The organism is Mariniflexile jejuense (assembly GCF_042675665.1).
GTDB lineage: Bacteria > Bacteroidota > Bacteroidia > Flavobacteriales > Flavobacteriaceae > Mariniflexile > Mariniflexile jejuense.
Genome location: NZ_JBHTJI010000001.1, coordinates 2,329,334 through 2,344,431 on the forward strand (window position 1 = coordinate 2,329,334; position 15,098 = coordinate 2,344,431).

Sequence of the window (15,098 nt, forward strand, 5' to 3'; positions counted from 1 at the left end):
TAAAAACGCTTCGGATATCCGAAGCGTTTTTTATTTTTATATAATGACAACATTTATTTTTGATGTTCTAAAAGACTTGCAAAAAAACAATGCAAACCTATCTGAACTTACCTTTATTTTACCTAGTAAACGGGCTGGACTTTTTTTAAAACATCAGCTAAGTAGCGTTGCTAAACAAACTATTTTTTCGCCTTCAATTATTAGTATTGAAGAATTTGTTGAAGAGTTGTCGCAACTAAAGTCAATTTCAAACACAGAGCTTCTTTTTCAGTTTTACAACACCTACCTTCAATTAACTAAAAAAGAAAATGCCGATACTTTTGAAGTGTTTTCTAAATGGGCACAAATTTTACTGCAAGACTTTAATGAGATTGACAGATATCGCATTCCTCAAAAAAATATCTTTGAATATTTAAGCAATATTCAAGATTTAAAACATTGGTCGGTTGAAGGAAACCAAACTGATTTTGTTAAAAAATACTTAGCCTTTTGGAACAAATTACATTCATACTACACCCATTTTACAGAACACCTATTACATAACAACCTTGGTTACCAAGGTTTAATTTATAGAGAAGCTGTTGAAAACTTAGAAGTTTACATTCAAAACAATAGCCAAAAACAGCATGTTTTTTTAGGTTTTAACGCCTTAAATACTTGCGAAGAAACTATCATTCAAGAATTGCTTAAAAACAATTTAGCAAAAGTATATTGGGATATTGATGCACATTTTATAAACCATCCAAACCATGATGCGGCATTGTTTACTAAGCATCATAAAGAAACTTGGTTATTTTATAAAAACAATCCTTTTAATTGGGTAACAAATTATTATTCAACTGAAAAAAATATTAAAACATTTGGCGTACCTAAAAATATTGGTCAAGCAAAATATATTGGTTCTTTATTAAAAACCTTAAAACAAGAAAACCAAACCCTTCAAAACACTGCAGTTATTCTTGGTGATGAAACCTTGCTAATTCCAGTACTTAATTCACTACCAGAAAATAGTGATGCTTTAAATATTACTATGGGTTTTCCGTTAAAATCAATTCCTTTAGCATCGTTGTTTGAAGCGTTGTTTCATCTGCATAAAAATCCATCAAACGCATTTTATTATAAAGAAGTGATAAATATTATTTCTCATCAATTTATAAGACCGTTGTTTTTTGTTGATGGTATTGATTATGCATCAAAACTAATTGAAACCATTGAAGACAACAACATTATTTATGTTACTGTTGAACGCTTAAATAAAATTGCTGAAAACTGTACTGCAGTTATAAATACCTTGTTTTTAAATTGGGATACAACTATTGAAAATGTACTAAAAAACTGTTCTAATTTAATAATAACCATTAAACAGCATTTGGATGAAAACAAAACATCAAATTTACTTTCATTAGAATATTTATTCCGTTTTAACGAGTTGTTTAACGAGCTTTCTAGATTAAATTCTACATACCAACACATAAAAGATGTTTCAACCTTATTTGGTATTTATAAAGAGTTATTAAGCTCGGAAACTTTAGATTTTCAAGGTGAACCATTACAAGGTTTGCAAATTATGGGAATGTTAGAATCGCGTGTTTTAGATTTTGAAACGGTCATTATTTCGTCGGTTAATGAAGGTGTGCTTCCTTCTGGAAAAAGCAATAATTCATTCATTCCTTTTGATGTGAAATTGGAAAACAACCTACCAACTTATAAAGAAAAAGATGCCGTTTACACCTATCACTTTTACAGACTTTTACAACGTGCTAAAAACGTTTACATTCTTTATAACACAGAAGCAGATGTATTAACAGGTGGCGAAAAAAGCAGGTTTATAACCCAATTAGAAATAGAAGGCAAGCACAACATACAGCATCAAATTATAGTGCCAGAAGTTCCTGTTATAGAAACAACTTTAAATACGATTGAGAAAACCGAAAACCTTCAAAATGAGTTAATAAAACTTGCCGAAAAAGGGTTTTCACCTTCATCCTTAACATCTTATATTAGAAACCCTATAGATTTTTATTATCAGAAAGTATTAAAAATAAAAGAATACGACGATGTTGAAGAAACCGTTGCTGCTAACACTTTAGGAACCGTTGTTCACAATACGCTTGAAGATTTTTATAAACCACTAAAAGGTACATTTTTAACTGTTGAAAGTATTAAAAACCTAAAAAATCAAATTGAAGATACAGTAACCTATCACTTTAAAAAAGAATACAAAGAAGGCGATATTACAAAAGGCAAAAACCTTATTATTTTTGAAATTGCAAAACGTTATGTGTCTAACTTTTTAGATTTGGAAATAGCTAATTTAAAAGCTGGAAACCAAATAAAAATATTAGAAATTGAAGCAAATAGCGAAGTTATTATAGAAATTCCCGAATTAAATTTTCCTGTAAAACTAGTTGGAAAAGTTGATCGTGTTGATGAGTATAACGGTATAACCCGCATTATTGATTACAAAACCGGGCGCGTAGACCAAAATCTTGTTGAAATTGTAAATTGGGAAGATATTACAACCGATTATAAAAAGTATAGTAAAAGTTTTCAAGTACTTACTTATGCACTAATAATGCAACTTCAAGGTGATATAAAACTTCCCATAGAAGCTGGTATTATTTCATTTAAAAACCTAAGCGCAGGGTTTTTAAATTTCGCTAAAAAAGATAAAGCTGGAGCTTATGCTAAAAAAGACACCTTAATTACTCAAGATACTATTGATAATTTTACAGTTGAGTTAAAGCAACTTATTCTAGAAATTTGTAATCCTAACATCCCATTTACTGAAAAAGAAGTTTAAATGATAACGCAAAAACATACCGTAATTAATGGAATCCATGAAAAACCAATTTTAATTGATGCCACTTTTGTTTCAAATAAAATAAACATGCCTGTTATAATTTTTTGTCATGGTTACAAAGGCTTTAAAGATTGGGGTTCATGGAATGTTATGGCAAAAACCTTTGCAGAAGCTGGATTTTATTTCATAAAATTCAACTTCTCTCATAATGGTGGTACTTTGGAACAACCTATAGATTTTCCAGATTTGGAAGCCTTTGGAAATAACAATTACACCAAAGAATTAGATGACTTAAAAACTGTTATTGATTGGATTTTTAATACCGAAGAAATAAAAAGCATAGCAAATATTAATGACCTTGCACTAATTGGGCATAGTAGAGGCGGCGGAATTGTAGCTATTAAAGCAGAAGAAGATACCCGAATTACAAAACTAATTAGTTTAGCAAGTGTTTCCAATTTTGGTAACAGAATGGGAACAAAACAAGAGATTGAACTTTGGAAAAAAACAGGCGTAAAACATGTTTTAAATGGCAGAACCAAACAGCAAATGCCACATTATTACCAATTTTATGAAGATTTTATAGCTAATGAAAAGCGATTAACTATTAAACGAGCAGTTTCAAATTTAAAAATTCCTCACTTAATACTTCACGGAAATCAAGATGATAGTGTTTTGTTGGATGAAGCAAATTTACTTCATAATTGGAATCCTAAAAGTCAATTGGAAATTATTGATGGTGCTAACCATGTATTTGGAGCAAATCATCCTTGGAAAAAAGATTCATTACCAGAAAGCCTAAATGAGGTTGTTAAAAAATCCATTAAATTTTTAATGTTTTAAAAAAGCTAAATTTTCATATAAAATAAAATACACACAAACTGTTTTTTTTTGTACTTTACAAGTGTAATTAAAACACTTATATGAAAAATATATTTACACTATTCTTTTTTAGCCTTTTTTTAGTTTCTTGTAATGCTCAAAAGGCTATTTCAATTTTTGAAAATCCAACAAAAACCATCAAGTTAGAATTCAAATTAAGCACAGATAATACACCAACTTACAAAATTTCCCATAATAACGATATAGTAATTGATTCTTCAAATCTGGGTGTTTTAAGGGAAGATGCTAACTTTTTCAATAATTTAAAACTGGTAAAGGTTTCTAAGCCAAAATTGGTTACAGATAACTATTCTATGCTTCAAGGAAAGCAGAAAAACATAAAGTATTCAGCTAATGAATATATTGTAAAGCTTCAAAATAGTAAAGGAAACTTAATGGATATTATCTTTAGATTATCGGATGATGGTGTTGCGTTTCGTTATTACTTCCCTGAAACCACTTCAGAAATTAAAAAAATAACTGAAGAAAAAACCACTTATAATTTTTCTGCTGAAACTAAAGCGTGGTTACAACCCATGTCTAAAGCAAAAACAGGTTGGGAAAGTACAAACCCTTCCTATGAAGAGCATTATCAAATGGGCATTCCTGCAAACTCAAAATCGCCAATAGGTGAAGGTTGGGTATATCCTGCGTTATTTAACAGCAATAATACGTGGGTTTTAATTTCAGAAACTACTTTAAATGAAAATTATTGCGGTAGCCGATTAATGTATAATACTGATGCAAATGCCATACAAGTTACATTTCCTCAAAGCGAAGAAATTTTTCCTGATGGTGCATTAAATCCTGAATCTAAATTACCTTGGTTTTCGCCTTGGCGTATTATAACCATCGGTTCTTTAAAAACCATTACCGAAAGTACGTTAGGTACCGATTTAGCTGAAAAAGCTATTGATTTAGATCCTTCGTTCATAAAAAGTGGTTTAGCCTCTTGGAGTTGGGTATTACTGAAAGATGAATTTACCAACTACGAAACATCTATGAAATTTATAGATTATGCCTCTGAAATGAATTGGCCATATTGCCTTATTGATGCCGATTGGGACACAAGAATTGGTGATGAAAAAATAAAACAATTAGCAGATTATGCCGAAACTAAAAATGTAAAATTGCTGCTTTGGTACAACTCATCAGGCTCATGGAATACAACACCTTACCACCCAAAAGATAAATTATTAACACATAATGATAGAGTTGAAACGTTTTCTAAACTAAATCAATTAGGTATTGCAGGTATAAAAGTAGATTTTTTTGGAGGCGACGGGCAATCTATGATTGCCTATTACCACGCCATTTTAAAAGATGCTGCAACGTATAAACTATTAGTAAACTTTCATGGTGCAACGCTTCCTAGAGGTTGGCAACGTACCTATCCGCATTTATTAACTACCGAAGCTATTAAGGGTGAAGAGTTTATTACTTTCTTTCAAGAAAATGCCGATTTACAACCTAGCCATTGTACCATGTTACCTTTTACACGCAATGTTTTTGATCCAATGGATTTTACACCCATGGTTTTAGATGCCATTCCTAACATTACAAGAAAAACCACACCAACTTTTGAATTGGCACTTCCTATACTGTTTCTATCAGGTATTCAACACATGGCAGAAACACCAGATGGTATGGCTAAACAACCACAATTTATAATTGATTATCTAAAAGATATTCCAACAAATTGGGACGAATCTAGATTTGTTTATGGTTTTCCTGGAAAAGATGTCGTGATGGCTAGAAAGAAAAATAACACGTGGTTTGTGGTTGGTATTAATGGTGAAAACACCGAAAAAACAGTTGTTCTTAATTTATCTTTTATAAACCAAAAGAACGGTTTTATTATTACAGATAGTGCTAATGGCTTTTTAAAAAACCCGATAAATACTTCTGAAAATGTTACAGTTACAATGAAAGCACATGGTGGTTTTGTAATGAAGTATTAAATACAATAAAAAAAACCAGCAATGTTAATATTACTGGTTTTTTTATGTATGTGTATTATAAGTTTACTTTACTGAAAACTTGAATGATGTTTTAGATTTATAAGTTTCACTTGGACTTAAAACTACTGACGGAAACGCTTTTTGGTTAGGCGAATCTGGGTAGTGTTGCGTTTCTAAACAAAAACCTGTTCTGTGTGCATACGTTCCTCCTTGTTTATTTGGTAATGTGCCATCTAAAAAGTTACCTGTGTATAGTTGAATTCCTGGTTCATCAGAAAAAATTTCAAGTAATCTGCCACTTTCTTTTTCGTATGCAGAAGCTGCAAGTCTTACACCTTTATTTTGGTTATTTAACACCCAACAATGGTCGTAACCTAAACCTCTTGCTAATTGTTCGTTTTTAACACCAATATCTTTTCCTATGGCTTTAGCTATTCTAAAATCGAATGGCGTATTGGTTACATCTGTAAGTTCGCCTGTTGGTATTAAAGTAGCATCAACTGGCACAAGCTTATCTGCATTTATTGTAATTTCATGATCTAAAATAGTTTTAGAAAAATCGGCAGATAAATTAAAATAAGAATGTTGTGTTAAGTTAACTATGGTTTTTTTATCGGTTGTTGCCTCATAATCAACCAACAATTCATTATCGTTTGTAAGTGTATATGTTACTGTGGTTTTTAAATTTCCTGGGTAACCCTCTTCTAAATCTTTACTTAAATAAGTAAGAACGATAGATGCTGTGCTATCTGTTGAAACTTCATTTGCTGTCCAAACTACTTTATCAAATCCTTTTACACCACCGTGTAAGTGGTTAGAACCATCGTTTGTTGCTAAGTTATATTCAACACCATCAATTGAAAACTTACCTTTTGCAATTCTATTACCATATCTGCCAATTAGTGCTCCAAAATAAGGTGTTGCTTTTTCATATTCCGCTAAGGTATTATAACCTAAAACAATATCTTGGTAGTTGTTATTTTTGTCTGGCGCAGTCCATTTTGTAATGATGCCTCCGTAGGTTATAATGTCTATTTCCATACCTTTTTCATTCTTCAAAGTGTATTTATCTACAGCAATACTATCGGCTGTTGTACCATACGCTTCTTTTGAAATAGTTACTAAATTTTCTTTTTGAGGCACAACCTCAACGTCTTTCTTTTTATCGCTTTTACATTGAACACTTAAAAAAGCAATGGTTACAACCGAAAGCACGTAGATACTTTTTTTAAATCTATTCATAATTTTATTTAGTTGGTTTTCAAATTAATATAACAACATTTTTGTTAAACTTTAATTCGTGTAATTATAACACTTATTAATTGCAATGCTAAATGTATTAAAAAAATACCGACATTAAATTAATTTTAACTTTAAAATTGTAAAGCTATTAGGTTGTAAACTTACAGAAGCTCTTTTTCCTTTCAATTTGAAATCAGCTTTTTTAGGGCTAATTTTATTTGGTGTTTCAAATGAATTTTCATCTGTTAAATTTTCACTAGTTAATATAATAATTGTTCCTTTTGAGCTTACTTTTTTGCCTAATAAATTCACAACAACGTCTTGAGTTTTAGCCGATGTATTTACAAGTTTAATAATAACTGTTTTATTTTTTATGTCTTTTGATGCTGTGGCGTACAAATCATTTTGCCCTGTTACATCAATTCCTTTATTAGTGATAGATAATAAATCTGTACCTTTATTTGTAGCGTATAATTTTTGAACTTCATAATTTGCTGTACCATAAACATCCAAATTGTTAAACCAAATCATATCTGGTGTCCATTGCCAACCTTCAGCATGTGCCATAAGTGGTGCGTATGATGTTAAATGAACCACTTCTGCATTACGCTCTAAACCGGTAATGAAAGCTGCTTCAGACAAAGCACATTCCCACGTATTTTTGTTTTTTGGACTTGCAATTGCTACACTTTGTGCGGCATATTCGCCTGCAAATATTTTTGGGCCTTTTCTATCATATGCATCATAGCGTGTTGCGTTGTCTTTAAACCACTGTGGACTTTTATAATAATGCTCATCTACAATTTCAGCATTTAATTTTTTTAGTTCTTCCCAACCATATTCAAAATAATCGCCTTCAGGAAATGGACCACTTCCAGAAACAATAATCATGTTTGGGTATTTGCTTTTAATAGCTTTTTCAAACACTTTATAACGCTCAATATATGCTGAACCCCATTGCTCGTTACCTACGCCAATGTATTTTAAATTAAATGGTTTTGGATGCCCCATATCGGCTCTTAATTTCCCCCAATGTGTAGTTATATCACCATTTGCAAATTCAATTAAATCTAAAGCATCTTGTACGTAAGGGTCTAACTCTTCTAAAGGTACTAACTCGCCTGTATTAAACTGGCAAGCCATTCCACAACTTAAAATTGGTAATGCCTCTGCGCCTATATCTTCTGATAATAAAAAATATTCAAAAAAGCCTAAGCCAAATGTTTGAAAATAATCGGGAGTTAATTTATGGTCAAACTCTGTGTTCCATCTGTTTATTAAAATTTCTCTGTCTTCAACTGCGCCAACCGTTTTTTTCCATTGGTAGCGTTGTTCTAAAGTTCTACCTTCTACAATACATCCACCTGGAAAACGTAAAAATCCTGGTTTCATATCGTACAATAATTGAACAATATCTTTGCGTAAACCATTTTTTCTTCCTTGCCAAGTATCAACAGGAAATAATGAAATCATATCCAAATCAATATCGCCTGTTCCTTCAAAAGTGATTTTTATTTTTGCTTTTGCTTCGGTTTTTGTTGCTGATATTTGAACAGTGTAATCCTTCCAATCTGCAGTTGTTGGTGCTATTTTGGTTTCACCTAAAACATTTCCGCTTTCATCTATAAACTGAAAAATGATAGTTTTAATGTTGCCACTTGGTTTTGCTGCTGAAACATATAAATTGTAAGCAGCATCTTTTTTAATACCCATACCACGGAAACCTTCATTTATAAGTTGATACCCTGCATCATTATTTACTTTGATTCTGCAATAGGTGGTATTGGTTGGGTTTCCAGTATATTTTATTGCGGTAGCAATACCAGAATTAGAATTTAATGAATGACGATCACTTTTAGGTTGCAGCCATCCCATAAACGGATTGTCAAACTCAAACGATCTGTTTTTAATCATTTCGGCATACAAACCACCATCGGCAGCAAAATTAATATCTTCAAAAAAGATACCATACATGGTTGGTTGTATAGGTGCTATGGTTTTGCTTAAATTAACCGAAAGTTCTTGTTGTGCTACACTAGTATTTACCAGTAAAACGGTAATTAAAAAGGCAAATAAGCCTTGCTTAGTTAAGGTTTTTAATTTCATTTTTATTAGTTTAGTTTATATTTTATTCTATAATTTTATTAATCGAACGCCATAAATTCCTGCGGTTACTGAATTTTTTTCTGCTTCAAAACGGACTGTTAATGTTTCAGAATTATTTGCAACAGTTTCTGGCAAGTTATAATCAACATCAAAAAAAGTATCGCCTTTTTCACCATTAAAATTGGGAGTTGCAATAACAACACCATTAACTAAAATCTTGAATTTTCGCCCTGAATCTTTACCAAAATAAGTAACTCGCAATGCCTTTGTTTTGGCTTTGCTATTTTTTAAATTATAACTAAACCACCCTGTAGCATCACGCCAATGGCGGTTTTGATTTAACCCACTATTTGAGTTTTCATGTTTTATACCATGGTCGGATTCTGGTTGTTGTTCTCCTGGAGCTACATAATCAAGGGTTATAGATTGCAGATATAATTCTGCTTTTTGTTTTTCTTCAATGACTGCTTGTGCTTTGGCTAAGTCTTCTGGTGTTTCAGTTTTAAAATATATAGCATAGCGTTTTTCATGAATTTTATAAAACGGTTCTAAAACACAATTTTTATACGTTTCAGGATAAAGCAAATTTGTTGCATTAAACTTAAGTGGCTCGTTTGGTATTGGATGTATTCGCTCTAAAATATCTTGTCCTTTTTCTAAAAGAAACATAGGCGCTTCTGTTGATGGTAAAAATTTACCAGATGCAATATGACCACCTCTACTATCATCTGCAAATAAACCATCCTGATTTTCATTATTGATAGCTAAAGCAAGTACTATTGGTCCGTATTTAATAGAAACATATCCTGATTGATCTGGAATATTTTCTAAACTTAAATGCATGGGAAGCTTCATTTCTATACGATCGTTATCTTTCCATTTTCTAGTAAGTGAAATGTAAGTACCCGATGTTGCTTCAACTTTTTGAAGTTTTCCGTTTATATATACTTTTAACTCGCCATTTTTAACCCATTTTGGGTATCGAACTTTTATGGTTGCAGTTGTTTTCTTTTTACATTGCCATATTAGGGTTGTTGAAGCTTCTTCTGGAAAATTGGTTTTTTGGGTAATGAAAGCATTTTTTTCGTCCCATGTTACTGTTGAAGGAATGAATAAATTTACATAAAGTGCATCGTCATTTTTGGCATAAATTAACTCGTTATACTTTGTATGATTCTCCATACCCGAACCAACACAACACCAAAAACTGGTTTCTGGTTGCGAGTAAACCCTGTAATGACCTGAGCGCATGGGTGTAAAATACACAAAGCCACCTTTGGGATTTTGAGATGATAAAATATGATTGTAAAGTCCGCGTTCGTAAAAATCAATATAATTTGCATTTTCTGAATCTTCAAACAACAGCTTGCTTAGTTTAAGCATATTGTACGTGTTACAAGTTTCAGGACCTTGCTCGCTACTTAAAACCGAACTAAAATTATCAGTAGGATTAAAATGTTCTCTAACACTATTTCCGCCAATGCTTAACGAGCGTTTTTCAGTAACATTATTATAAAAATTTAAAGCGGCATCATGGTATTTTGTATTGTGCTCCAATTGCGCAATTCTTTCAAAACCAATAAATTTTGGAATTTGCGTATTAGCATGCATACCTGTTAAAACATCTTCATTGGCTGCTAATGGATTTAAAAGTGCTAATTGTGATACGCGTTTTGCTAATTCTAAATAGCGTTTCTCACCAGTTATATTATAAACTTCAGCAAAAACTTCATTTAACCCACCATGTTCAGAGCGTAACATATCTTGTACTTGAATGTCGGTAAGGTTTTCTGTAACTTTTATAAACCAATTTGTTAAATCAATCAACATGGTTTTTGCTTCGGCTTTTTGGGCATGAACCCATGCATCTTTTAGGCCAGCAAAGGTTTTGTGAATATTATAAAGTGGTACCCATTTATTATTTAAACTAAAACTTCCTGCTTTTATGTTTCCTTGATGTATTTCTTTCCAAAGCACTTTACTTTCTGGTATGCCACCTATATAACCATTACCATTGGCTATTTGAACACGTTTTAATTCTGATAGAACATAATCGATAAGTGCTTCGGCTTTTTTATCTTTTGAAGAAGCATAATACATAGATAACGCTGAAAGATAATGCCCTAATGTATGACCATCTAACCCTGTATTTTCCCAATTGGTATAGGATGCAGCTTTAGGTTCTAATTCTGCCTCACGTAAAAATGGCGCTAATAAACGGTCTGGATTTAATTGTTTAATGTATTCAAAATCGGTTTCGGCAGCTTGTTTGAAAACACCCGAAGTAACTGAAACTTCATCTAAAGTAAACAATTGCACTTGCTGTTGAGCCGATGCAACAACCGAGCTAAACAGAATTAAACAAACAACTATATATCGCATCTTAATCAAGTACTTGTTCTTTTAAACTTGGCCAACCTTCAATATCCCAAGCTAGTTCTGAAATTTTAAGTTTTGGCGATCCATTATCGTTGGCATCATAGGCGTGAAAAATAATATAATCTTTTCCGTTGAAGGTATAAGTACTATTGTGACCAGCACCGTACCAATTTTTATTGCCTTCAATAATTAACGTACCGCCACCTTCGTTTAAAGATTTTCCATCTTTATCTACATAAGGTCCTGTGGCTTTTTTTGAGCGACCTACAACCACTTTATACGTGCTATTTTCACCTCTGCAGCATAAATCCCATGATAGAAATAAATAGTAATAATCATTCTTTTTAAAAATGAAAGGAGCTTCTAAAGCTGCATCTCCAGGGTTTGAATCTTCTAGCGCAAAGGTTCTTTCTCGTTTTGCAATTGTGTACCATTCTTGAGGTTCGGCAATTGTTTTTAAATCTGCATTTAATTTTACCATTTTTAAACCATTCCAAAACGATCCGAACGATAGCCAAGGCACATTGTTCTCATCAAAAATTAAATTTGGATCTATCGCATTCCATAAATCTCTGTTTGGTATAGATTGAATAACGATACCATGATCTTCCCATTTGTAATTTTTATTGGTTGGGTTTAAAGTTTTATTTGTTACCAAACCAATAGCCGAAGTGTTTTTGGCAAAAGCTGAAATAGAATAATACAGATAATAAGTTCCATTATAAAATGTAATATCTGGTGCCCAAATATGGTTTTTAAAATCGGGCACAACAGTATCTGCCCATGCGGGCTTTTCACTAAAAACGGCTGGTTCTTGTTTCCATTCGTTTAAATTTTTAGAACTAAAACAGCTAATGCCTCTACCGGTACAAAATAAATAGTACGTACCATTTTGTTGAATCGCAACAGGATCATGAACACGAATGTCTTGTGAAAACGATGATGTTTCAATAAAAATTAACAGAAAAAAAAATATGCTTTTAACTATTTTCATAATGTATTTATTCTTGGATTCCTTCTGAAGTCATAATAACACGCTTCATAGTGCCATCTGGGTTATAATAAAGTCTATCAACACACACTGACCGTCTAAAACTTCCACCATTGGTTGGAATGCTTCCGTTATGATAAATAAAATAATCTTTCCCTTTAAAATTTATAATAGCTTGATGATTTGTATTGCTGTTTCCTGCAACTTCATTTAATATGCCTTTAAACTCCCATGGACCAGTTACAGATTTGCTCATAGCATAAGCGATTTTTTCAGGAAATTGAAAAGCATATGATAAATAATACCAATCTCCTTTTTTATGAATCCATGGTGCTTCGGTAAAATTTGGTAAATCGATGGTTTTTATTGGACCATCTAATTCTATCATATTTTCTTTTAGTTTCGCATATTTACATAAGGTATTTCCCCAAAACAGATAAGCTTGACCATCATCATCTACAATAACGGTTGGATCAATATCATCCCAACTTATTTTTGTTTGCGTTGTCATATCATTAGTAATTATTGCTTTACCAAGGGCATCTACAAAAGGTCCTGTTGGACTATCGGATACTGCAACACCAATTGCTTTTCCATGAATACTACCATGAGTTACGGTTACATACCAATAAAATTTACCATTACGTTCAATAACCTGAGCTGCCCAAGCATCGCCTGAAGCCCATTTAAAATCGGTTGGTTTTAATGGCACTGGATGTTCTTTCCAATGTATCATATCTGAAGAAGAATATACTAACCATTCATGCATTCTATAAGCATTTACATCATCTGGTGCTTGGTCGTGACCGGCATACAAATACACCTTGTTATTATGAACAATAGCTGCAGCATCGGCAGTATATTTATCTGTTATAATTGGATTATTTAATTTTAAAGATGTATCTGCTTTTCTGGTTTTACAAGATGTAAAAATTGAAAAAATGATGATGATTAGAAATGCCTTTTTCATACTTTAGGTTTTTATATCGTGGTTTTATAGATTCTTCTTTCCCCAAAACGGTATGCCTGATGCTGTAAGTCCAGAATAGGTTATAGTAACTTTTCTTGGTGAAGCTTCCCAATCCCAGGCATCATTCACTTTACATTTTACACCATTTATGGTTAATATTTTTGTAGTACTATCATAAGACCAACTTCCTGTGATACCTCCAGTTATTTTTTTATCGGCAGTTAAATTGATTGTTACTGCATTTTGAATCGTTCTGTATTGATATTTCATTTCAATATGTTCCCAAGTTCCAACAAAAGATGCTTCTGTAAGTTGTGTAGTTGGTACACCTGCATAACGTTCTGGTGCTACTACTGGCCAACCATCTTCAGTCCATTGAATTTCACGAACATGCCCCATCATAATAGCGTTGGATACCGCTATACCTGGAACGTTTTCTGGTAAGCGTGCTTGCGAAGAATAAAACCATTGTTTCGTGTCTGGATTTTGAAACACCGCGCAATGTGAAAACCCAACCCAGCCTGTATGGTTTTTAAAACTATATGGGTGTGTCAACATTGGGAAGCAATCTGCTCCTGTTGTAACATTTGCTCCATTTATTCCTAAATAAGGCCCTAAAATATTTCTTGAACGGCAAACTCTAGTATTATAAGGAACATCAAGACCATCATACGCTAGAAATAAATAGTAATATTGAGTATCTGGATTGTATATAATCTCTGGTCCTTCAGAAGCTTGCCAACGACTGGTAGTACTTCGAGACGCTATTTTGGTTCCATAATCGGCTAGGGTTTTAAGTTGATATGGTTTTCCTGTTGTTGGATTTAATTTAACTGCTACAATTCCAGAATGCCAAGAACCGTAAATTAAATATTGATCGCCTTCAGGTGTTTCAATAAAACTTGGATCAATAGCATTGTATTTGTAATAAGCATTTTCCCAGACTATAGAACCTGTAAAAGAAAAAGGCTTTAATCCGTCAGGTTCAGAGCAAACTACCATTCCTTTGTCTGTCCAATTATTGGAAGCTAAATCATTGGTTTCTGCTAATCCAATAAAAGACCTATTCCCCCAAGTGCCATCATCACCCGCTGGATCAAAAACCACAATGCTATAATACATACGGTATTTGCTACCCACTTTTCGAACACAAGGTGCCCAATAGCCATAATTAGGTGTAATTGCTGGTAAAGCAGGTACCATTTTAGCTCTTTTACTATTTGTAGAATCTTTTACCCAAGCAGGTGCTGCTGCCATTGTAAACCCACGATATTCCCAATTTATTAAATCTTTAGAACGTCTGTGATGAAAGTGCCCTTGGCCATCATGAGCATTTCCATAAGATGCATCGGTTTGGTACATATAATAATACTCGCCTTGTTTTTCAACTGTTGGATCGTGTACATTGGCTAAATTCCATTGTGCTCTACTACTCCATGCAGCTATAGATGTGTAATTATCAACATAGGTTGGTCCAGCAAAAAGTACCGGTGCTACATAACCACATTCGGTCGAATTTTCAATATTACCAACGGTAAAACCACCTTTCCCATCTGCGTAGTGTATGGTTTGTGTAGTTCCTACACACTCTTTACTTAGAATTGTTCCTGATTTAGGATGATCAACAGCATCATCTTTAGAACAACTTGCAGCAAAAAGCATCAACAAACATATGCTGGCTTTAAGTATTATTTTGTAATGTAACCTTTTCATCTGTGTTGTTTTTAATAGTTTTCTATGCTTCTACAAAGCACATTTCCATTA

Annotated in this window: 9 protein-coding genes; 3 read left to right on the plus strand and 6 right to left on the minus strand. The window is 32.7% G+C overall.

Annotated elements, in window-relative coordinates:
- The first annotated feature begins 43 nt into the window (after positions 1 to 43).
- The 3 genes from ACFQ1R_RS09950 to ACFQ1R_RS09960 all read left to right on the plus strand — a co-directional run bounded on the left by ACFQ1R_RS09950 (position 44) and on the right by ACFQ1R_RS09960 (position 5,646).
- Positions 44 to 2,803, plus strand: coding sequence for a PD-(D/E)XK nuclease family protein (locus ACFQ1R_RS09950; RefSeq protein WP_379926018.1), 2,760 nt, complete (start codon positions 44 to 46; stop codon positions 2,801 to 2,803).
- Entirely contained in the window at positions 2,804 to 3,646 is an 843-nt protein-coding gene (locus ACFQ1R_RS09955) for an alpha/beta hydrolase family protein (protein ID WP_379926019.1), read from the plus strand.
- Positions 3,647 to 3,726: 80 nt separating this feature from the next.
- Complete coding sequence (locus tag ACFQ1R_RS09960; RefSeq protein WP_379926020.1) at positions 3,727 to 5,646, plus strand: glycoside hydrolase family 97 protein; 1,920 nt, start codon at positions 3,727 to 3,729, stop codon at positions 5,644 to 5,646.
- 63 nt (positions 5,647 to 5,709) lie between these two features.
- Here ACFQ1R_RS09960 and ACFQ1R_RS09965 read toward each other — a convergent pair whose 3' ends face one another.
- The 6 genes from ACFQ1R_RS09965 to ACFQ1R_RS09990 all read right to left on the minus strand — a co-directional run bounded on the left by ACFQ1R_RS09965 (position 5,710) and on the right by ACFQ1R_RS09990 (position 15,047).
- Positions 5,710 to 6,888, minus strand: a complete 1,179-nt coding sequence (locus ACFQ1R_RS09965) for an aldose epimerase family protein (RefSeq protein WP_379926021.1) — start codon at positions 6,886 to 6,888, stop codon at positions 5,710 to 5,712.
- A gap of 114 nt (positions 6,889 to 7,002) precedes the next feature.
- On the minus strand, positions 7,003 to 8,994 hold the full coding sequence (locus ACFQ1R_RS09970; protein ID WP_379926022.1) for an alpha-L-arabinofuranosidase C-terminal domain-containing protein: 1,992 nt from the start codon (positions 8,992 to 8,994) through the stop codon (positions 7,003 to 7,005).
- A 27-nt stretch (positions 8,995 to 9,021) separates the two neighbouring features.
- On the minus strand, positions 9,022 to 11,376 hold the full coding sequence (locus tag ACFQ1R_RS09975; RefSeq protein WP_379926023.1) for a beta-L-arabinofuranosidase domain-containing protein: 2,355 nt from the start codon (positions 11,374 to 11,376) through the stop codon (positions 9,022 to 9,024).
- 1 nt (position 11,377) lies between these two features.
- A complete protein-coding gene (locus tag ACFQ1R_RS09980) occupies positions 11,378 to 12,367 on the minus strand; it encodes an arabinan endo-1,5-alpha-L-arabinosidase (protein WP_379926024.1) in 990 nt (329 codons plus the stop codon).
- A gap of 7 nt (positions 12,368 to 12,374) precedes the next feature.
- A complete protein-coding gene (locus tag ACFQ1R_RS09985; RefSeq protein ID WP_379926025.1) occupies positions 12,375 to 13,334 on the minus strand; it encodes a glycoside hydrolase family 43 protein in 960 nt (319 codons plus the stop codon).
- Between the two features lie 24 nt (positions 13,335 to 13,358).
- On the minus strand, positions 13,359 to 15,047 hold the full coding sequence (locus tag ACFQ1R_RS09990; protein ID WP_379926026.1) for an arabinan endo-1,5-alpha-L-arabinosidase: 1,689 nt from the start codon (positions 15,045 to 15,047) through the stop codon (positions 13,359 to 13,361).
- Positions 15,048 to 15,098: the final 51 nt, after the last annotated feature.

Bases quoted from the DNA above. Each gene is read 5' to 3' on its own strand.
- ACFQ1R_RS09970 (WP_379926022.1), bottom strand. From the start codon at position 8,994: ATGAAATTAAAAACCTTAACTAAGCAAGGCTTATTTGCCTTTTTAATT.
- ACFQ1R_RS09950 (WP_379926018.1), top strand. From the start codon at position 44: ATGACAACATTTATTTTTGATGTTCTAAAAGACTTGCAAAAAAACAAT.
- ACFQ1R_RS09965 (WP_379926021.1), bottom strand. From the start codon at position 6,888: ATGAATAGATTTAAAAAAAGTATCTACGTGCTTTCGGTTGTAACCATT.
- ACFQ1R_RS09955 (WP_379926019.1), top strand. From the start codon at position 2,804: ATGATAACGCAAAAACATACCGTAATTAATGGAATCCATGAAAAACCA.
- ACFQ1R_RS09960 (WP_379926020.1), top strand. From the start codon at position 3,727: ATGAAAAATATATTTACACTATTCTTTTTTAGCCTTTTTTTAGTTTCT.
- ACFQ1R_RS09980 (WP_379926024.1), bottom strand. From the start codon at position 12,367: ATGAAAATAGTTAAAAGCATATTTTTTTTTCTGTTAATTTTTATTGAA.
- ACFQ1R_RS09975 (WP_379926023.1), bottom strand. From the start codon at position 11,376: ATGCGATATATAGTTGTTTGTTTAATTCTGTTTAGCTCGGTTGTTGCA.
- ACFQ1R_RS09990 (WP_379926026.1), bottom strand. From the start codon at position 15,047: ATGAAAAGGTTACATTACAAAATAATACTTAAAGCCAGCATATGTTTG.
- ACFQ1R_RS09985 (WP_379926025.1), bottom strand. From the start codon at position 13,334: ATGAAAAAGGCATTTCTAATCATCATCATTTTTTCAATTTTTACATCT.